The sequence below is a fragment of the Bacillus sp. JUb11 genome (assembly GCF_024807925.1).
GTDB lineage: Bacteria > Bacillota > Bacilli > Bacillales > Bacillaceae > Bacillus > Bacillus altitudinis.
Map to the genome: position 1 here is coordinate 130,290 of NZ_JANUEZ010000006.1, position 21,255 is coordinate 151,544.

Annotated in this window: 13 protein-coding genes; 2 read left to right on the forward strand and 11 right to left on the reverse strand. The window is 44.1% G+C overall.

Annotation, left to right across the window (positions count from 1 at the left end; all coding sequences use genetic code 11):
* Positions 1–31: 31 nt before the first annotated feature.
* Complete coding sequence (locus M2369_RS12740; protein WP_259254477.1) at positions 32–1,051, reverse strand: LLM class flavin-dependent oxidoreductase; 1,020 nt, start codon at positions 1,049–1,051, stop codon at positions 32–34.
* A gap of 175 nt (positions 1,052–1,226) precedes the next feature.
* On the opposite strand from M2369_RS12740, the gene M2369_RS12745 reads away from it, so the two are divergent.
* Positions 1,227–5,585 (forward strand): beta strand repeat-containing protein, encoded by a 4,359-nt coding sequence (locus tag M2369_RS12745; protein WP_259254479.1) that lies wholly within the window; start codon positions 1,227–1,229, stop codon positions 5,583–5,585.
* A 31-nt stretch (positions 5,586–5,616) separates the two neighbouring features.
* Here M2369_RS12745 and M2369_RS12750 read toward each other — a convergent pair whose 3' ends face one another.
* From M2369_RS12750 to nirB (M2369_RS12790), 9 genes are all read right to left on the reverse strand, one after another.
* Complete coding sequence (locus M2369_RS12750; protein WP_057079443.1) at positions 5,617–6,177, reverse strand: CatB-related O-acetyltransferase; 561 nt, start codon at positions 6,175–6,177, stop codon at positions 5,617–5,619.
* A 64-nt stretch (positions 6,178–6,241) separates the two neighbouring features.
* The gene (locus M2369_RS12755; RefSeq protein ID WP_057079442.1) at positions 6,242–7,609 is read right to left on the reverse strand and encodes an MATE family efflux transporter; all 1,368 of its coding nucleotides are present in this window, start codon (positions 7,607–7,609) and stop codon (positions 6,242–6,244) included.
* Positions 7,610–7,628: 19 nt separating this feature from the next.
* Entirely contained in the window at positions 7,629–9,113 is a 1,485-nt protein-coding gene (dacB, locus tag M2369_RS12760) for a D-alanyl-D-alanine carboxypeptidase/D-alanyl-D-alanine endopeptidase (protein ID WP_259254482.1), read from the reverse strand.
* A gap of 131 nt (positions 9,114–9,244) precedes the next feature.
* Positions 9,245–10,225, reverse strand: a complete 981-nt coding sequence (locus tag M2369_RS12765) for a pectinesterase family protein (RefSeq protein ID WP_057079440.1) — start codon at positions 10,223–10,225, stop codon at positions 9,245–9,247.
* A 99-nt stretch (positions 10,226–10,324) separates the two neighbouring features.
* Positions 10,325–11,017, reverse strand: a complete 693-nt coding sequence (locus tag M2369_RS12770; protein ID WP_008346595.1) for a DUF421 domain-containing protein — start codon at positions 11,015–11,017, stop codon at positions 10,325–10,327.
* 66 nt (positions 11,018–11,083) lie between these two features.
* A complete protein-coding gene (gene nirD, locus M2369_RS12775) occupies positions 11,084–11,407 on the reverse strand; it encodes a nitrite reductase small subunit NirD (protein ID WP_008346593.1) in 324 nt (107 codons plus the stop codon).
* A 23-nt stretch (positions 11,408–11,430) separates the two neighbouring features.
* The gene (gene nirB / locus M2369_RS12780; RefSeq protein ID WP_057079439.1) at positions 11,431–13,842 is read right to left on the reverse strand and encodes a nitrite reductase large subunit NirB; all 2,412 of its coding nucleotides are present in this window, start codon (positions 13,840–13,842) and stop codon (positions 11,431–11,433) included.
* 89 nt (positions 13,843–13,931) lie between these two features.
* The gene (nasC, locus tag M2369_RS12785) at positions 13,932–16,070 is read right to left on the reverse strand and encodes an assimilatory nitrate reductase catalytic subunit NasC (RefSeq protein ID WP_057079438.1); all 2,139 of its coding nucleotides are present in this window, start codon (positions 16,068–16,070) and stop codon (positions 13,932–13,934) included.
* On the reverse strand, positions 16,067–18,328 hold the full coding sequence (gene nirB / locus M2369_RS12790) for a nitrite reductase large subunit NirB (protein WP_057079437.1): 2,262 nt from the start codon (positions 18,326–18,328) through the stop codon (positions 16,067–16,069). Before nirB (M2369_RS12790) ends, nasC begins: the two co-directional genes overlap by 4 nt.
* A 169-nt stretch (positions 18,329–18,497) precedes the next feature.
* On the opposite strand from nirB (M2369_RS12790), the gene M2369_RS12795 reads away from it, so the two are divergent.
* Positions 18,498–19,700, forward strand: coding sequence for a nitrate/nitrite transporter (locus tag M2369_RS12795; protein WP_041507106.1), 1,203 nt, complete (start codon positions 18,498–18,500; stop codon positions 19,698–19,700).
* A 63-nt stretch (positions 19,701–19,763) separates the two neighbouring features.
* On the opposite strand, the gene gltD is transcribed toward M2369_RS12795, so the two are convergent.
* A complete protein-coding gene (gene gltD, locus M2369_RS12800; RefSeq protein WP_008346585.1) occupies positions 19,764–21,248 on the reverse strand; it encodes a glutamate synthase small subunit in 1,485 nt (494 codons plus the stop codon).
* Between the last annotated feature and the right edge of the window lie 7 nt (positions 21,249–21,255).

Here is a 21,255-nt window from a genome sequence, read left to right on the forward strand (position 1 = left end):
AGAACTGCTCTTGGCAGTTCTTTTTTTATTCTTATTTTTCTTGTTCCTCTTGAAATATCTCTGCAATGATTTCATAAGAACGCATTCTTTCTTGATGGTCAAACATATCAGAATTAATCATGACTTCATCTGCTTGAGTCGCCTCAATAAAGGCTTCTAACTCTTTTTTCACCTTTTGTTTATCCCCGATCATCGTCGAACTTAATTGTTCGTCCACCATCGCCTTCTCATATGGACTCCATAGCCCATCCATACTTTCAACAGGGGCTTTGAGTTTTCCTGGTGTATTGCGAATGAGGCTCAAGAAGCGCTGATAATGAGACGTCGCCAAATATTCAGCCCGCTCTGTTTGATCAGCAGCAAAAACCGTCACACCAACCATCGCATAAGGTTCTTTTAACACATCTGAAGGTTGAAATGCCTGTCTGTATAATTCTAAAGCAGGAATGGTATTTTTAGGGGAGAAATGTGCCGCAAAGGCAAATGGCAGTCCCAGTTCTCCTGCAAGCCTTGCACTAAAACCACTTGAACCAAGAAGCCAAATTGGTATATCCAATCCTTCTCCCGGAACGGCTCTTACATGTTTTTTGACCTGACCAGTCGGTTTGAAATATTGCCGAAGTTCTTCAAGCTGCTCAGGGAAATCCTCTCCATTATGAAGATTACGTCTAAGTGCCCTTGCCGTTAACTGATCTGTTCCGGGTGCCCTGCCTAGACCTAAATCAATTCTCCCTGGATACAAAGTCTCCAGTGTTCCAAATTGTTCTGCAATAACGAGTGAAGAATGGTTTGGAAGCATAATCCCCCCAGAACCAACCCGGATCTCTTCAGTCCCTCCAGCAATATATCCAATTAAGACGGATGTTGCTGAACTCGCAATCCCTTCCATATTATGATGCTCCGCAAGCCAATACCTATGGTAGCCCCACTTCTCAGCTTTTTTTGCTAAATCCATACTATGTTCAAATGACTCTTTGATTGTGCCACCTTCTGTTACAGAGGATAAATTTAACACGGAATATGCTGCACGTTGTAAAACTGATTGACTCATACATGATGCCCCATTTCTTTCAAAAATCATACTAGTTTCATTCTTTCAACACCATAACATAAAACGATTTAACTTTTAAATGATTTGATTCGATGAACTTCGAACTAAAAAATATCATTTAGCTGAATTCCGCTTTTTAAATTTCCACATAGAATAAAATATTAACTTTTAGGAGATGGGGAATTTGTATAATCAGTACGATAACAAATGTCCCTTTTGCGGAAAAAAGCATGATTGGCAACCTCATTACAGAAAATCTCGTCACGATAGACCTTTATTTGATGATTGCCCTCTTCTTAAACGAGAATGTAAAAAGAAAAAAGTTGTTAAACATCACAGCACTTGTGCTAAAGCAAAAGGACGAAAAAAAACAAATACTAAGATTGTAAAAAGAGGTCCAACTGGTGCTACTGGACCTACCGGAGCCACTGGTGTTACCGGAGCTACTGGTGTAACTGGAGATACTGGCCCTACTGGTGCGACTGGTGCCACCGGAGATACTGGGTCAACCGGTGCAACTGGAGTTACTGGAGATACTGGGCCTACCGGTGCTACTGGAGTTACTGGAGATACTGGTCCTACTGGAGCCACTGGTGATACCGGTGCTACTGGTCCAACCGGAGCTACTGGCCCTACCGGTGCCACTGGTGTAACTGGAGATACCGGGCCTACTGGTCCTACTGGAGCCACTGGTGTAACTGGAGATACTGGGCCAACTGGAGATACCGGAGCTACTGGTGTAACCGGAGATACTGGGCCTACCGGTGCTACTGGAGTAACTGGAGATACCGGGCCTACTGGTCCTACTGGAGCCACTGGTGATACCGGTGCTACTGGTCCAACCGGAGCTACTGGCCCTACCGGTGCAACTGGAGATACCGGACCTACCGGACCTACCGGAGCTACTGGTGTAACCGGAGATACTGGGCCTACCGGTGCAACTGGAGTTACTGGAGATACCGGACCCACTGGTCCAACTGGAGATACTGGTCCAACCGGTGCGACTGGTGTAACTGGAGATACCGGGCCTACTGGTCCTACTGGAGCCACTGGTGTAACTGGAGATACTGGCCCTACTGGTGCGACTGGTGCCACCGGAGATACTGGGTCAACCGGTGCAACTGGAGTTACTGGAGATACTGGTGCAACCGGAGCTACTGGGCCTACCGGTGCAACTGGAGATACCGGACCCACTGGTCCAACCGGGACAACTGGAGTTACTGGAGATACTGGACCTACTGGTGCGACTGGTGCCACCGGAGATACTGGGTCAACCGGTGCAACTGGAGTTACTGGAGATACTGGTCCTACTGGAGCCACTGGTGATACCGGTGCTACTGGTGCAACCGGAGCTACTGGCCCTACCGGTGCGACTGGTGTAACTGGAGATACCGGGCCTACTGGTCCTACTGGTCCTACTGGTCCTACTGGAGCCACTGGTGTAACTGGAGATACTGGTCCAACCGGTGCGACTGGTGTAACTGGTGTAACTGGAGATACTGGTCCAACCGGTGCGACTGGTGTAACTGGTGTAACTGGAGCTACTGGTGTAACTGGAGATACTGGACCTACTGGTGCGACTGGTGCCACCGGAGATACTGGGTCAACCGGTGCAACTGGAGTTACTGGAGATACTGGTCCAACCGGTGCAACTGGTGCAACCGGAGATACTGGGCCTACCGGTGCAGGATTAACAGGAATTGAAGCGTTTGATCCGGTAGTAAGTCCTACTTACCCGGTAGGGCAAGTAGTGACCTTTAATGGCAGTACGTATGTAGTAAATACTGCACCACCGACAGGTACACCAGATACTTCCCCAGACTACACATTGCTGGCTGCAGCAGGATCAACTGGAGTAACTGGTGATACTGGTCCGACTGGAGCCACTGGTGTAACTGGTGATACCGGACCCACTGGTCCAACCGGTGTAACTGGAGATACTGGACCTACCGGTGCGACTGGTGCAACCGGAGATACTGGTCCAACCGGTGCCACTGGAGTAACTGGAGATACGGGTTCTACCGGTGCAACTGGTGTAACTGGTGATACTGGTCCAACCGGTGCTACTGGAGTAACTGGAGATACCGGACCTACCGGTGCAGGATTAACAGGAATTGAAGCGTTTGATCCGGTAGTAAGTCCTACTTACCCGGTAGGGCAAGTAGTGACCTTTAATGGCAGTACGTATGTAGTAAATACTGCACCACCGACAGGTACACCAGATACTTCCCCAGACTACACATTGCTGGCTGCAGCAGGATCAACTGGAGTAACTGGTGATACTGGTCCGACTGGAGCCACTGGTGCAACTGGTGATACCGGACCCACTGGTCCAACCGGTGCAACTGGTGTAACTGGAGATACTGGGCCTACCGGTGCAACTGGTGATACCGGACCCACTGGTCCAACCGGTGCAACTGGTGTAACTGGAGATACCGGACCTACCGGTGCAACCGGAGATACTGGGCCTACCGGTGCAACTGGAGTAACTGGTGATACGGGTTCTACCGGTGCGACTGGTGTAACTGGTGATACTGGCCCTACTGGCCCTACTGGTACGACTGGTGTAACTGGTGATACTGGCCCTACTGGTACGACTGGTGTAACTGGAGATACCGGACCTACTGGAGCCACTGGTGTAACTGGTGATACCGGACCCACTGGTCCAACCGGTGCAACTGGTGTAACTGGTGTAACTGGAGATACTGGTCCAACCGGTGCAACTGGAGTTACTGGAGATACCGGACCCACTGGTCCAACTGGAGATACTGGGCCTACCGGTGCAACTGGAGATACCGGACCTACTGGAGCCACTGGTGTAACTGGAGATACTGGTCCTACTGGAGCCACTGGTGCAACTGGAGATACCGGACCTACCGGAGCTACTGGTGCCACTGGAGATACCGGACCTACTGGGCCTACCGGTGCAACTGGAGTTACTGGAGATACCGGACCTACCGGTGCGACTGGTGATACTGGTCCTACTGGAGCCACTGGTGCCACTGGTGTAACTGGTGATACCGGTGCTACTGGAGTAACTGGAGCCACTGGTGTAACTGGTGATACTGGTCCTACTGGAGCCACTGGTGTAACTGGAGATACTGGAGCCACTGGTGTAACTGGAGATACTGGACCTACCGGTGCAACTGGTGCAACCGGAGATACTGGGCCTACCGGTGCAACTGGAGATACCGGACCCACTGGTGCAACTGGTGTAACTGGTGATACTGGACCTACCGGTGCGACTGGTGTAACTGGTGATACCGGACCCACTGGTGTAACTGGTGATACTGGACCTACCGGTGCAACTGGTGTAACTGGAGATACTGGGCCTACCGGTGCAACTGGAGATACTGGACCTACCGGTGCGACTGGTGCCACTGGAGATACCGGACCTACTGGTCCTACTGGAGCCACTGGTGTAACTGGAGATACTGGTCCAACTGGAGATACCGGACCTACCGGAGCTACTGGTGTAACCGGAGATACTGGGCCTACCGGTGCAACTGGAGATACCGGACCTACCGGAGCTACTGGGCCTACCGGTGCAACTGGAGTTACTGGAGATACCGGACCCACTGGTCCAACTGGAGATACTGGGCCTACCGGTGCAACTGGTGCAGGATTAACAGGAATTGTAGCCGCTGATCCGGTAGTCAGCCCTTCTTACCAAGTAGGGCAAGTAGTGACCTTTAATGGCAGTACGTATGTAGTAAACACTGCACCACCGACAGGTACACCAGATACTTCCCCAGACTACACATTACTGGCTGCAGCAGGATCAACTGGAGTAACTGGTGATACGGGTTCTACCGGTGCGACTGGTGCAACTGGTGCAACTGGTGTAACTGGAGATACCGGACCTACCGGTGCGACTGGTGTAACTGGTGATACTGGACCCACTGGGCCTACCGGTGCAACTGGTGTAACTGGTGCCACTGGAGCTACTGGAGCTACTGGAAGCACTGGTGCCACTGGAAGCACTGGCCCAACTGGAGCTACTGGAAGCACTGGTGCCACTGGAAGCACTGGCCCAACTGGAGCTACTGGAAGCACTGGTGCCACTGGAAGCACTGGTGCCACTGGAGCTACTGGAAGCACTGGTCCAACTGGAGCTAGCGGTCCAACTGATACGGCACTTTATGCTGGAAATACAACAGGTCCTACAATCATTACTATTGCTGGTGGTACGAACATTGCTTTACCAAGTAATCAAAATATTAATGGATTTACGCCGAATGGTTTAAATGATACATTCACAGTCCAGCAAACAGGTAAATACTATATCACATATCAAGTAAATACCACTGCTGCACTTTTAGTGAGCACAAGGCTATGGTTGAATGGATCAACTGCTATTCCAGGTTCAATTCAGTCGTCTGCCGTATCTACAACTTTTATGAGCAATACAGTTATTGTCAATTTAACAGCAGGAAATACAATTTCATTACAATTTTTCGGAGCGGTTGTAACAGCCATTCTAATAGGTGGTGGTGCAACCGGTGCCTCACTTACCATCATCAGACTCAGCTAAGCGAAACTAAGCTAAAAAAAGAAAGGCTCTGTCAGCCTTTCTTTTTTCTATCTTCAATTACGTTTATACAATGGTCAATATCAGGAGATTGCAAAAGGTGAAAAATAGACTGTATGATCGAAAACTCTAAATTCCACCATTCTAATAACTGAAGTTTTTCAATGATATCAGAAGAAAACCGATATTTCATGAGCCGCTGTGGGTTCCCTGCGACAATCGCATATGGAGGCACATCTTTTGTAATCAGACTATTTGCTCCAATGACTGCCCCGTTTCCTATCTGTAGCCCTGACATGATTGTTGCTCCATATCCAATCCAAACATCGTGCCCTATACACACATCCCCTTTTGATCGTGGATGTCCTTCAATGTGGGCAGCATCTGTGAAAATTTGATTGAAGGGATATGTGGTGACCCAATCTGTTCGGTGTTCACCACCAAGAAAAACTTTTACTTCGTTTGCGATGGAACAAAACTTTCCTACATTCAGCGTTGTTCCTTCTCCCCACGTCAAGACTTGAAAATCTGGTCCAGCATAAGTGAAGTCACCGATATCATATGAACTGAGCTCACTTCTTTGGTTTAAAAACATAGAAGATCAGACCCCCTACAAAGTAATCGATCTTCGTATATATATGCCAGATGATAGGCTCACATTATGATTGGACAAGTGCAACAATCTGCTTTTTCTTCCAAACCAGTCGATAATAGCCGTATTGGAGCAATAAGTTTACAAAAAAGGCTGCAGGATATCCTATCCAGATTCCTTTGATCCCAAGCGATGTATGATGTGATAGCACATAAGCCACTGGTACTTCAACAAGCCAAATGGAACAAATACTAAAGATGGTCGGCCATAGAACTGTGCCACTTGCTCTCATTGTGGCTGCAACGATTTGTGCTGTTCCGAAAATGAGATAGCTCCATAGGGTAATCACGACCAAACTATATGCAATGTCGATCGTTGCAGGATCTGTTAAAAAGATAGATAAAATTTGCGGTGCGAAAATATAGACGAAAATAATAATCAATCCGCCTATTGCAAAGTTTAGCCCCAGCCCAATTTTAATGACATCCTTCAAACGATTCATGTTTCCTGCGCCAATGAATTGTGCGGCGAAGATAGAAACCGCAATACCAAGGCTCACTGCAGGCATCTGTACATAACTTACGACTTGATTGACAACGCCATAAGCTGCGGTCGCCTGTGATCCATAATCGTTGACAAAAGAAATGACAGCAATTTCTGATAAAGAAATGAGAATCATATTAATACTAGAAGGGATACTTAACTTTAATAGCGTTTTTAATAAATCCCCTTTCATCAATAAATGCTTTCTAACCGACGCATCAATGCGCAGCGGGTGCTTTGTTTTATAAAGATAGATATGAAGAATGATAAACGTAACGATTGTAGAAATCACAGAAGAATACGCAGCACCATATAAACCAAATGCCGGTAAACCAAGCCAGCCGAATAATAAAATTGGCAGCAATAAAATATTGGTTCCTGTACTAATCATTAAGAAATAAAATGGTGTTTTTGAATCTCCTGTTCCTCGTAAAAAAGTTGTATAGACAAAATAAAGAAATAAGATGGGCATGGAGATGAATAGGATTCTGGCATATGCCGCACTTTCCTCCACAATATTTGCAGGTGTCCCCATCAGATGTAAAATATCTGTGGCAAAAAAACCTCCAATGATAGCTAAAGAAAGTCCGATTAAAAAGGTGAACGAAAGCGTTGTACCGATAATTTCCTTTAACCTCTGCTCATTTTTTGCTCCGTATGCTTGTCCAATAAGGATCGAGCTCCCTGATCCAATCCCAATGGAAAAAGAAACAAGTAAAAAGAAAAGTGGAAAGAATGCAGAAATCGCAGCTACTGCATCCTCTCCAATCCATCTACCGACAAGCACAATGGAAACAAGCTGTCCAATTGATTGCAAAATATTGCTTAATAAAAGTGGAATTAGAAAGATCGACATGGTTTTTACTAAAGATTGATTATTATCTAACGTCATGATGGTTCTCCTTCTCTGTCTAAAGATCCTCAGCTAACATGCTGACAATGCGGTCTTCTATCTCTTTTCCTTTTTCGTCATCAACGAGATGATTCAATAAGATGGAAAAAGCAAGCGTTTTTCCACTCTGCGTTTCAATATATCCAGATAGTGTGCTGACCGTTGATAGCGTACCTGTTTTTGCACGCACTTTTTCTAGTGTAGCTGGTTCTTTCAATCTATTTCTTAATGTACCTCCCACCATACGCTCACTTGCCCCAGCTAACGGAAGTGCATGGACATAGGTGTTAAACCATTTTTCCTTTTGAATGTTTGTCAAAAATAACGTGAATTGATTTGCAGAAACAAGGTTAATCGGTGATATGCCTGATCCGTCTCTCAACACAGTCATAGATGCATCTATGCCATAGGCAGGAAGACGTTCATTCAGCACGTCAAGCCCTTTGTCAAAACTCCCTTTGTTCTTTACCCGCTTCCCAAGTTCTTTTAACAGAATTTCTGCATGTGTATTGTTGCTTAATTTCATCATCGGAACAAGAAGATCGGATAAAGGCATTGATGTATGGGAAGCGATTTTTTTCGCTTTTTTAGGAACTTGTTTTGTTTGGAGTGGTCCTTTCAGCTGAATCCCCTCAGCCTTTAATGCTCGTTTCATTAAGTCTAAAGCATACGTTGTCGGTTCCCATAATGCGACCCATTGTTTAGACGAGGATGCTTTTAGCGGAATCGTTCCAGTCAGTGTAATTTTGTTTGTACCGTGAGAGCGTTTAAAAGATATTTTCTTCTTTCCGCCTTCTGGCACAGTTTTCACTTGATTGACAACTTGAGCGACGTCAGTCTTCGGGATCATCTCATAGCTGGCCTTCTGCCCTGCTTTCTTTCCCGGCTTAACTTCGAGAATGATCGTTCCTGCATCATAATCCTCATTCGGTGAAGCAGTAAGAGCAGATATTTGAGCGCCGTAATAATGATCTTCATCACTCCACGGCAGATCGATGGAATACCTTGTGTCATCAAACCAAGTATCATCAGCTAAAAGCTGTCCATGAATCGTATGTATTCCGGCCTTTTTGACTTGTTTGGCTAATGCGGCAAAATCGCTTTCTAACAATGTCGGGTCTCCAGTGCCTCGGAGATAAAGATTGCCGTGCAATGTTTTTTTGTGAATTGAACCATCTATCCAAACGTCTGTTGGAAAAGTGTGTGTTTCACCCAGTAGATCTAGTGCGATAGCAGATGTGAGTAATTTCATATTAGAAGCAGGAGTCAGACGGATGTCCGCTTGATGTTCATAAAGAAGAGAAGTGTCAGAAGTATCGCGTACGCTGATGCCAGCAATTGCGCCCTCTAAATCAGGTGCTGTTCGAATGAATTCGTCTAAAGAAGTGATCCATTTTGATTGATCATCATGAGCCGTTAGTTGTTCATCTTTCACTGAAAAAGGGAGAAATAACATCGACAAAATACATAGTTGTAAAAACATGACCTGTGAGAAACGTTTCACGCAATCCCTCCTTTTTAGAAAAGCAGCCAAATTTAGCAGATTATGTTCATTATACACAAAAGAACGTTTGTTCTCAAAGGTTTTTTAAACAGAAAAGTCAGCTTTCTTTGACGAAAACTGACAAGCCTCTTTTACCTTTTTTCAGGATTCCAGCCATCGTTTCCGCTAAGTACGGATTGAACGGTGATTTGACTTGCTTCGTTTTTTGTTAATATCGTTGACCACTTCACCCGGTTTGCCACATGACTCCCTGCGCCCGTTGATCCATATTCTTGATATCTAGCCGTTCTTTCGTTGTCTTTGTTATCCCAGTTATGCCATCCCTCAGCTTTAATATGTTCATCCATTTTTGTTTGGAGGAACGTGACGGCCGAATGAGGTCTCCATGGACGGCCTAAGTACACAGATTGAGACGCAGCCGTTCCTTTATTTAATGTGGAATCAATAAAAACGTAGCCATACTTTTGAGCTTCTGTTGTGGATGCCGCTGTAATATACCCGTTTCCAAGACTTTTTATTTCAGCTCTTTTAAATACAGCCGTTGCTGAACCAAAGATGAAGTCAACCGTGCCCTCGATATAGCAATCTTCATAATATTGTCTCCCTGTGCCTGTGGCATAAAGTGTATCTTGATAACCGAGAACACGTACGTGTTTAAACACAGCCCGGTCCCCGGATACATAAAGGGCAACCGCCTGCCCTGCGTTTCGGCCAGCTGTATTTTGAAACGTGATATTTTCTGCGTAAAAATGATTTGCCCGAATCATTGTACTTGAGCTATTGGTTGTGCTCCCGCTGCTTGCATTTGTATCATCATACGTCAGAATCGTCTGATACTGATTTTCTCCAATAAAGGACACATACGGCTTATTTTGCGGAAGGAGAATCTTTTCTTTATACACACCATTTTTAATATATATCGTCGTTTGCTGTTGATTGTTCACTGGTATCGCATCAATGGCAGATTGAACCGTTCGAAATGTCCCATTTCCTTTTTGATCGACAATAAGCACGCGGTTTGTTTGATGGTTGTGTCCAGCTGCTTGCGCATAAGCTGAGTCAAAAAGCAGTAAGGCCAATACCATCATCAGCAGTCGTTTTCCATACTTCATCACACATCTCCCCCTTATATTGTGAACGTTTTCATTGACGTATTCTTTTTGATCCTATTCAGTTATAAAACAAAAAAACACAAAAAAACATCCACTGTGTTAGGTTGTGGATGTTTTTTCATATTTCATCGCATAAATTCCTTCATTTTCAATCCATTCACAAAATAGGACGTCTTTATAGGAGGATATGTGCTGCTTTTTCAATTGCTCTCGCAGCCACGCTTCATCAAATCCAGCTTCCTTTAAATCTTTTTTTAAAATCTCTCCGTCGATAATAAACGTTCTAGGCAATGTGACTTCTTTTCCTTTCACGTTCACATCTTCGGCTGTAGCTGGTGCATATTTCATTTTTGGAAGCACACTCACAGACCCATCCGTTTCCAAAATGGCAAATTCAATTTCATTAAGAGCAAAATGCCCTTTCGCTCGAATCAGCGTCTGCAACTGATTTAAATCGAGCATATTTTTCTTTAATCGATTGTAGTGAATCTTTCCTTTATCAATCACAAGAGTGGGTCTTCCCTCTAAAAAAGCGCGAATGGATTTGAATTTTTGTGAAAGCCATTCAACTGTGTAGATTAAAACGCCCCAGACTGCAACTGCAAAAAGGATATGTAGCACGCTGACTTCTGGATCAAAAATGGCGTTACCGACCATCTCCCCTAAAATCAATGCAGAAATAAAATCAAACGGCGTGATTTGTGCAAATTGTGTTTTCCCTAATAGCTTTGTAATGGAAAATAAAGCGAAAAATCCGATAAAGAGTTCAATCAAAATATTAAAAAATGGCACACATATACCTTCCTTTCTCACTGCATGTACTTACAGCATGTACAGGAAAGGAAGGTTCTAAACCATTTATGAAGGCAGTAAAATAAAGACGTCGTCTCCCTCAACCAATGCTTCATATGTTTTCACGCATCCATGATCCGGTTCTTGAACATTTCCTGATGAAAGATTGATTTTCCAATCATGCATTGGACAGAAGACATGATCTCCGCTCACCATTCCTTCAGCTAGTACACCGCCTTTATGAGGACAGCGATTTTCAATGGCTTTGAACTGCTTGTTAGAGGTTTGAAAAACAGCTAATTCAAGTGGACCGGCTGCGACTGTTTTCCCTAGCTGCAACGGGAAATCTGATATTGTACCAATATGAACTTTTACAATTGAAACTGTCATCTGATCTCATCCCTTCAATTGATTTAGACGGAAGCAGTTGCCTTTTGAAATAATTGTCTTGTTTCTGTTTCGTTCTCTCGAATCTCTTGCCACGGTTCTTCATAAGTTGAAAGTGCGATGTCCATTCTTTCGATGAGTGCTGCACGCCTCTGGTCATCTAGCAGTACCGTTTGGATATGATTCAATCCAAGCCGTTCAACCCAAGCGGATGTTCTCTCTAAATAATTTGCGGTTTCTCTGTAATATTGAAGGTAGGCTGCGGCCATTTGTTCTACTTCTTCTGCTGTACTTACTTTCATTAATAAGTCTCCAGCTCGTAAATGTGTCCCTCCATTCCCGCCAGCATACAATTCAAATCCCCCATCGATACCTACGATGCCAAGATCTTTAATCCCAGATTCAGCACAGTTTCTCGGACAGGCTGATACGGCCATTTTGACTTTGTGCGGTGTGGCAAGTCCTTCAAATTTCTTTTCAAGTGCGATCCCAAGAGAAATGGAATCCTGCGTTCCGAATCTGCAAAATTGTTCTCCAACACATGTTTTGACAGTTCTTAATGATTTTCCGTAAGCATAACCAGACGGCATATTTAAATCGGCCCATACTTTTGGTAAATCTTCTTTTTTGACACCTAAAAGGTCGATTCGCTGCCCTCCAGTCATTTTCACAAGCGGTATCTCATATTTGTCAACGACATCCGCTATTTTTCTCAGGTCATTAGCATTTGTCACGCCTCCGTACATACGTGGAACGACCGAATAGGTACCATCGTTTTGGATGTTGGCATGCATTCGTTCATTCACAAATCGCGAGCTTTTTTCATCTTTGTAGTCAAGCGGATACATCATCCCTAAATAGTAATTCAGTGCAGGCCGGCACTTTGAACAGCCTTCTTCTGTTTCCCAGTCAAGTACATTCATCACTTCTTTGACATGCTGCAAACCTTTCTCTTTTATTTCATGAATCACTTCATCTCTTGATAAGGTGGTGCAGGCGCAGATGGTTTCTTTTTGCGCAGTGCGGTTTGCATCATCGCCTAAAGTGTGCCATAAAATCTCTTCCACAACAGGTTGGCAGCCTCCGCATGATCTAGAAGCACTTGTACATTGCTTGACCTCTTGTATAGTCGTTAGGCCTTCTTTTTGAATAGCTGCCACTATTTGACCTTTTGAGACACCATTACAGCCACAAACGATATGGTCGTTTGCCATTTGTTCAATCGTGTTTTCTTGCGCCAGCTCATTTGATGTTAAGACAGATACTTTTTCCATATCTGACATATCAACACCTTCTCTAATGTACGAGAATAAACGTGGTCCATCGCTTGTTTCTCCAAACATGACGGCGCCGACTAATCGGTTTTGCTGGAAGACTAGTTTTTGATAAATACCTTGCTGTTCGTCAAAAATCTTAATCGCTTTTTTCTCATCGTTTTCGATAAAATCTCCAGCTGAAAATACATCAACCCCTGATACTTTTAGCTGTGTCGATAGTACAGATCCTTCATAAGGCGTCGGGGCCATATCACAAACATGCTTCGCAAGCACGTTTGCTTGATCGTATAATGGCGCAACAAGACCGTACGTTTGTCCTCTATGTTCAACACATTCTCCGACTGCGTAAATCCGCGGGACACTTGTTTCCATGAAATCATTGACGATAATCCCCCGGTTCACTTCAATGCCGCTCGTTTCGGCAAGCTTGTGATTCGGTTTAATTCCCGCTGCCATGACCACCATATCTGTCTCTAATGTAGAACCATCTGAAAATGTTAGCCCTTCTACTCTTGTATCTCCTAAAATTTCATTTGTCTGTTTTCCTAATAAAAAGCTCATGCCTTGTTTTTCTAATGCTGTTTGCAGAAGTTGACCTGCCACCGGATCGAGCTGCCGGTCCATTAGATGAGGGCCAAGATGAATGACGGTCACTTCCATACCTAAGTTTAATAGACCACGTGCTGCTTCAAGTCCAAGGAGCCCGCCTCCAATGACGGCTGCTTTTTTGTACATCGTAGATGCTTTGACCATTTCCTCTGTGTCTTGTAATGTACGAAAAGCTGTTACCCCTTTTTTATCGCTCCCTGGAATGGGCGGGATGAACGGGAGTGACCCTGTCGCTAAAATTAAACGGTCATAATGCACGGTCCGTCCTTGATCACTCATAACGGTTTGATTGTCTGGATCGATCTTCACAATGGTCTCATTTGTAAACAGCTGAATATGATGTTCCTTGTACCAATTCCAATCGTTTAACGTAATATCCTCTGTCTTTGTATCCCCTTGGAGAACTTTCGATAAAAGAATCCGATTATAGTTAGGATACGGCTCAGTTCCAAATACAGTCATGTCGAATCGTTCATTGTCTGTTTTTAAAATGTTTTCGAGCGTTCGGATACCAGCCATACCATTCCCTACTAATACGAGTTTTTCTTTCATGAAAAACACCCCTCATGTGATCGTTTTTTAGAAAGTACCATAATCTAAACAAAGATGGAAAATACATGTTAAAATTTCTCACATAGTTTTCAATTCTTGTAGGCTGACAGCTGTACAGGACAATATTTAAAACCTGGCATTTTACTGTGTGGATCTAACTGTTTACCAATTAATAGGTTAATTGATTGATGTTTATTCCAGTGAAACGGAACAAACACAGTATCTTTTCGGATGCTATCTGTTATGTGGCACCTCATGATGACACTACCTCGTTTTGACTGGATGGTGACGAGCTCCCCGTGCTGAAGTCCATAAGCTTCGGCTGTGTCAGGATGAAGCTCTACATAAGCTTCAAACTGCCGGGCAACAAGAGAGGTGCTTTTTCTTGTTTGAACGCCCGTTTGGTAATGAGCCATCACCCTGCCGGTCGTTAAATAGAGTGGATATTCTGGACTGACTGGTTCTTTTGCACCCTGTTGTCCATGTGCAACGACTGCAAATTTTGCTAATTGATCAGGATGTGAGAATTGATGCTCAAATAGTCTTTCTGTTCCTCGGTCTTCCAAATGAGAGCAGGGCCATAATATGCCTTGCGTCTTCCTTAACCTGTCATAGGTCATACCGGAATAATCGGCTTTGGCTCCTTTCGTTGCTGTTCTCAATTCCTCAAAGATGTCTTCTGCAGATGAAAAAGAAAAAGAGCCGCCTTTGCCTAATACTGCTGCTATATCACAAATGATTTGCCAATCGTGCTTTCTTTGGTGTTTGAGTGGATAGGTTGCTTCTCTCAGCGTAACGCGTCCTTCTATGTTCGTCATGGTCCCTTCGTCCTCTAAATATGACGAAGCTGGTAAAATAACATCTGCGAGTGCAGCCGTCTCAGAGATAAATAAATCAATTGCGACAAAAAAGGACAGCTGCTCGATGGCTTTTTTGATAAAACTTGCATGCGGACCTGATTGAACGGGATTAGAACACATTAAAAAGAGCGCTTTTATCTCTCCTTTCTGCATTTTTTCAAACATTTCAAAAGCAGATACACCTTTTCCAGGCAGTTCTTTTTCATCGATCTTCCATATTTCAGCCATTTCTTTTCTATGTACTGGGTTTGTGATATCACGGTAACCAGGAAGCTGATCTGCTTTTTGTCCATGCTCTCTTGCCCCCTGTCCATTTCCTTGCCCAGTAATCGCGCCATAGCCACACCCAATCCGGCCAATTTTCCCAGTAACAAGCAGAATATTCAGGAAATTACGAACGGATGCTGTCCCGTTTATTTGCTGCTCAATGCCTCTTGCAGTCAGAATCATGCCTGTTTTTTCGCGGGCGAATTTTCTCGCTATTTTTTGAATGACTTTCATCGATACACCGGTTTGCTGCGTAATGTCTGGCAGGGACATGTGTGAAATATGCTGTTTCATTTCTTGAAAACCTGATGTTCGTTTTTTAATAAATTCTTCGTCTAGTAACTGTTCATGAAGCATGACGTGTAAGATTCCATTTGCGAGTGCAGCATCTGACCCAGGCCTTAAGCTGACATGTAAGTCAGCTAGTTTGGCTGTTGCTGTTTTTCGCGGATCGATCACGATGAGAAATGCCCCGTTCTTTTTAGCTTCTTCCAAGTACGGCATGAGGGTCGGCTGACATTCCGCTATATTGGTTCCAACCAATAGTAAAACCCGGGCATGCTTGATGTCACGAAGCGGAAAGGTTAGACCCCGATCAAGTCCAAATGTTTGGTTAGCTGCTGTTGCTGCTGAAGACATACACAGTCTTCCATTGTAATCAATGTATTTCGTTTTAAGGGCGAGCCTTGCAAATTTTCCGAGTAAATAAGCTTCTTCATTTGTAATCGATGCACTACCATACACACTGATGGCATCGTGTCCATGCGCCGCTTGAAGGGTTTGAGTGCGTTTTTTGATTTCATCAAGAGCCTCCTGCCAAGTCGCTTTGACAAATTGACCGTTTCTTTTGATGAGGGGGTGATTTAATCGTTCCTTGTGCAGTGCGTGCTGGTGGGCATGCTGCCCTTTCATACAGATCCTGCCGAACGTGGTTGGATTATGAATACCTATCGTCTGGTAGCGTGTTCGCCCTTCTGCGTGCTGCTCGACTAATTGCATTTTGCACTGCATACTGCAAAACGGACATTGAGATGGGAACACCCTTTTTCGCTCTTGCTGCTCTGATGTTTGCTGCACATATTGTAAAAAAGATTGATTCATACATTCACACCCTTTTGTCTACTTTGCTCAAATTGTTCGCAGAGCTCTTCTCTCATTTCCTCATCGAGCAATTTTTCTCGGATGGAAATGATGCCGTTTTTTTGGATCCAGTCTCCAATAGATTCTTGAAAATATGCACGTTTTCTATAGTCTTCAAGCAGTGCTTTTAAAAAAGAAATCAGCTCATCCGTTCGGCTCACAGAATAAAAAAGCTGACCTGCCTTAGGTTGATGTATGCTGCCTCCTATATAAATGTCCCATTCATCCAGCTGCTTCTTGATGCAGATGTCATAGATGGGGCTGAAATGACATACGCAGGAAGGACCAGCGATATGAATCGATGTGACTGCAGGTAAAAGCGTGTTTTCTAGTTGTCTTTCGATCTCCATGACAAGTGTTGTGACAGATGGATCGTGACGACAATCACATGAAAGAACATGAGAAAGTCTCTTGCTTTCTTGTGGCATGATGTGTCGATGTTCTTTTACAATATGGGCGGCCTCTTGTGAAATACCGATCAGCCGAATTCGTTTATTCTCCGTTAGTTCTACGTGCTGAATTTGCTTTTGCTCTAATAATCCGGTTATCATCTGTAAAAATGTCAGATCAAGACGGCCACCATATAACTGAGGCATTAGTATGTGCTCATGATCTGATGGGCTGTCTTTTACGAAAAGATCTTGAAACTGCTCAAGATAGTATGGAATGGCTGCTCGGCACTTGTCACAGCCGTTATCTGTCATCCAATTAAATTGTCTTCTTACTTGCTCTTCATTCAGCGGATGCTGATTTTTGATATACGAAAAAATGGTCTGTTTCTCTACATTTGTGCACGAGCAAAACGTGTCCAGTGCTTCCGTTAGCTGATTTGATGAGACATGGCAGCAGGCACGAACAAGCTCTTGACAGCCTCCGCAGCCCGTTGCGGCCCCTGTCTGTTTTTTTATCTCTTCTAAATTTGTCAGCTGATGGGCCGATATGCTTTTGAATATCGCTCCCTTCGTCACCGTATGGCATTGGCAGATGAGATCCTCTGCTTTTAATGAATCTAAAGGGGATATCTGCTCTTCATTCAGTGATTTCATGACTACGCTTTTATCACGCCCCACTTTTACATCCTGCAAAAGCTGCTCAGCTCTCTCAAGTTGACCAACTAATACAACGCCTGTGAGCACATCATGTTCAAACACTAGTTTTTTATATACTTCTTGTTCTTCATCTAAGTAAGTCACCACTGAAGCGGAGGGGGATCGGTTTACAATACTGCCAGCAGAATAAATAGATATGTCATTTGCTTTCAATTTTGTTGAATAAATGGCAGGAGGTAAATTCGTGACCAGTTCATCTAATAAATGATTCGCAAGCACGTTTGCTTGTTCATAAATAGGCTGCACAAGACCGTGCACCATCCCCTTATGCTCTGCACATTCTCCAATAGCATAAATATTCTCAACGTTTGTCTGCATGACATCATTTACAACAATGGCTTTTCTTGTATGAATGCCGTGCTGTTTTGCAAGCTCTATATTCGGACGGACCCCTGTTGTGAAAACCACGAGATCAGCATCCACGATGTCTCCACTTTTTAACAGAACGCCTTCTACTCTCTCGTTTCCTAAACATGCAATCGTATGAGCATTTGTTTTTACCTGAATCCCCTTGCGACTTAATTGTTGAGACAAAAGCCCTGCAGCTGTTTCATCTAATTGGCGTTGCATAAGCCAATCCGTGTGATGAATCAAGGTTGTCTTCAGTCCAGCGATCTGTAAACCAGCGGCCACTTCCACACCAAGTACACCACCTCCAATGACTGCTGCACGCTCATAGCGTAAAGAATCAGCGTAAATGGCCTCATAATCGTCAATCGTACGAAAAGCATAGACCCCTTTTTTGGATACGCCTTGTATAGGCAGAAAATGAGGCGATGAGCCTGTGGCGATAACCAGTTTGTCATACGGGATATTCCGGCGTGCTTCTGTCATGAGCAATTGACGCTTTGTATCGATGTGGACAACTGCTTCGCCTGTTTGGATGGTGATGTCATGTTTGGTGTACCATTCTTTTGGCTTTAGTTCAATCTGAGACAATGATTCACTTTTTTGTAAAACCGATGAAAGTTTTATTCGATTGTAAGCTGGGTGCTTCTCTTTTCCAATGATTGTGATGGAATAGCGTTCTGGCTGTTTCTTTACGATATGTTCGATACATTTCATACTCGCCATGCCATTTCCGATAAACAAGAGTTTACGTTTTGCCATGTGAGATCAACCTTTCTAGCTTTTTGCGCCAAAGCAATGTTTGCCTAGATTATGGCACACATTTGTAAAAAAGTGTTTATCCATGTCATTTTTTCTAACACAATACTTCCATTCCTTCTATCAACTCGCTATCTTTAAGTCAGAAAATTCAAAATAAAGGAGGGGTTTTGTGAAACTCTCAGAATTGACTTCTAGTGGTCATCCTAAGACATTGTTTGGTTCATTTTTATATTTTGACGTGAGTTTCATGATTTGGGTTTTACTGGGGGCACTCGGTGCTTTTATTGCACAAGATTTTGCCTTATCGACAATAGAAAAAGGCATGATTGTAGCCATTCCGATTTTATCGGGATCTTTTTTTCGAATTGTGCTAGGCCTATTAACAGACCGAATGGGACCTAAAAAAACAGCGATGATGGGCATGATTTTGACCACCATTCCGCTCATATGGGGGTTTTTCGGTGGTACAACCCTTTCAGAGCTAGTACTGATCGGGATTTTATTAGGGGTTGCAGGTGCGAGTTTTGCGGTCGCTTTACCGATGGCAAGCCGCTGGTATCCTCCTCATTTACAAGGGATAGCGATGGGAATTGCCGGCGCCGGAAACAGCGGAACACTGATCTCGACACTCTTTGGACCAAGGCTTGCGGAGATGTATGGCTGGCATACAGTGATGGGGCTCGCTCTTATTCCTTTAAGTTTCGTCTTTTTGTTTTTTATTTTCACAGCAAAAGATGCACCAAACCAGCCCGCCCCTCAGCCGCTTCGGTCCTATTTTTCAGTCTTTCAAGTGAAAACAACGTGGTTTTTCTGCCTGCTTTATGCGATTACATTCGGTGGTTTTGTCGGCCTTTCAAGTTTCTTGAGTATTTTCTTTGTGGACCAATATGCGATTTCAAAAATTCATGCCGGTGATTTTGTGACGCTTTGTGTGGCGGCAGGCAGCTTCTTTCGGCCAGTTGGCGGTTTGATCGCCGATAAAATTGGCGGGATGAAAGTACTGCTCGGTTTATTTGCTTTGATTGGTATCTGTTTAGGGGCAGTGAGTAGTCTACCTGCTTTACCAGTGGTCATTGCGCTTTTATTTGTCGGAATGATGTGTCTCGGTATGGGAAATGGAGCTGTTTTCCAGCTTGTCCCGCAAGTGTTTCATAAGGAAATTGGGATTGTGACTGGAATTGTAGGGGCTGCAGGAGGCATTGGGGGATTCTTTTTACCAAACGTTCTTGGCAGTTTAAAAGAAATGACGGGCTCCTATACGTTTGGTTTTTTGACCATTTCTCTTTTTGTTCTTGCTGTCTTCCTCTGTTTGGTTGTATCCCAGTTCAAACGTAAAAAAGTCATTATCCAGCCAACCATGTCTGAATCATAAAAAGCCATGACCACTCTTTGGTCATGGCTTTTCTCTATATATGGTAAACACCCTTTGTTTGACCTATTTTGGCAGAACCGAACTCCCCATTAAATAACGGTCTACCTCATGTGCCACTTGTCTGCCTTCGTTAATCGCCCAGACAATCAAGCTTTGACCGCGTCTTGCATCTCCCGCTGCAAATACGCCTTCTACATTCGTTGTATATTCCCCATATTTTGCGTCAATCCGATTGTTTTTGCTGTCCACGCCAAAGTGTTTCACTAGTGGCTGTTCAGTTCCCTCAAAACCAATCGCAATAAAGACTAGCTGAGCTGGCCATACCTTCTCTGTTCCTGGAATCTCATGAAATTCAAACTTCCCTTGCTCGTTTTTCACCTTTTCCATTTGAATGGTATGAAGCTCTTTTAACTTCCCATTTTTATCAGCCACAATCTTTGTGGTTTGAATCGAATATTGGCGCGGGTCTTCTCCAAATTTTGCTTGTGCTTCTTCGTAAGCATAATCTAGAGAGAAGACATAAGGCTGTTCTGGCCACATGTTATCCCCTACACGTGTATCTGGAAGCTTTGGATGCTTTCCGAATTGAACAACACTTTTTGCTTTTTGGCGAAGTGCAGTTGCGACGCAGTCAGCGCCTGTATCTCCTCCGCCAATCACAATGACGTCTTTCCCTTTTGCGTCAATAAAGTTTTTATCTTTGAATCCTGAATCAAGCATACTTTTTGTTGCGAGTGTTAAATAATCCATTGCCAGGTGAATCCCTTTTGCTTCCCTGCCTTCAATTAACAGGTCACGCTGCTTTTGTGCACCTGTACAAAGGATGACCGCATCAAATTGCTCTTTCAGTTCATCAGCCGTGATATCCACACCAATTTCTGTATTGGTCACAAAGTCAATGCCTTCTTGTCTTAGTAGTTTAACTCTGCGCTCAACGACTTCTTTGTCGAGCTTCATATTCGGAATACCATAAGTGAGCAGTCCGCCTAGACGATCAGATCGTTCAAACACGGTTACAGCGTGTCCTGCCTGGTTTAGTTGGTCTGCACTTGCCAGTCCTGCTGGTCCTGATCCGACAATAGCAACCTTTTTCCCTGTACGACTTGAAGGAATTCTTGGTGTAATCCAGCCATTTTCAAAACCTTTATCAATGATCGTCCGTTCGATATTTTTAATCGATACTGCTGGATCATTGATCGCGACGGTACATGAGCCTTCACAAGGTGCTGGACATACTCTTCCAGTAAATTCAGGGAAATTGTTCGTTTTTTGTAGTCTTTCAAGCGCTTCTTTCCATCTGCCCCGGTAGACAAGGTCATTCCATTCTGGAATTAAATTGTAGATCGGGCAGCCAGAAACGCCGCCCCTGATCTCCATTCCAATTTGACAAAACGGTGTTCCGCAATCCATACATCTAGCACCCTGCTGTTTCAATACCTCATCTGTATAAGGAGCTGAATATTCTTTCCAGTCATTTTGACGAGTGAGAGGGTCACGTTCATTTGGCTTTTCTCTTTTATAATCCATAAAACCTGTTGCTTTGCCCATTGTCCTC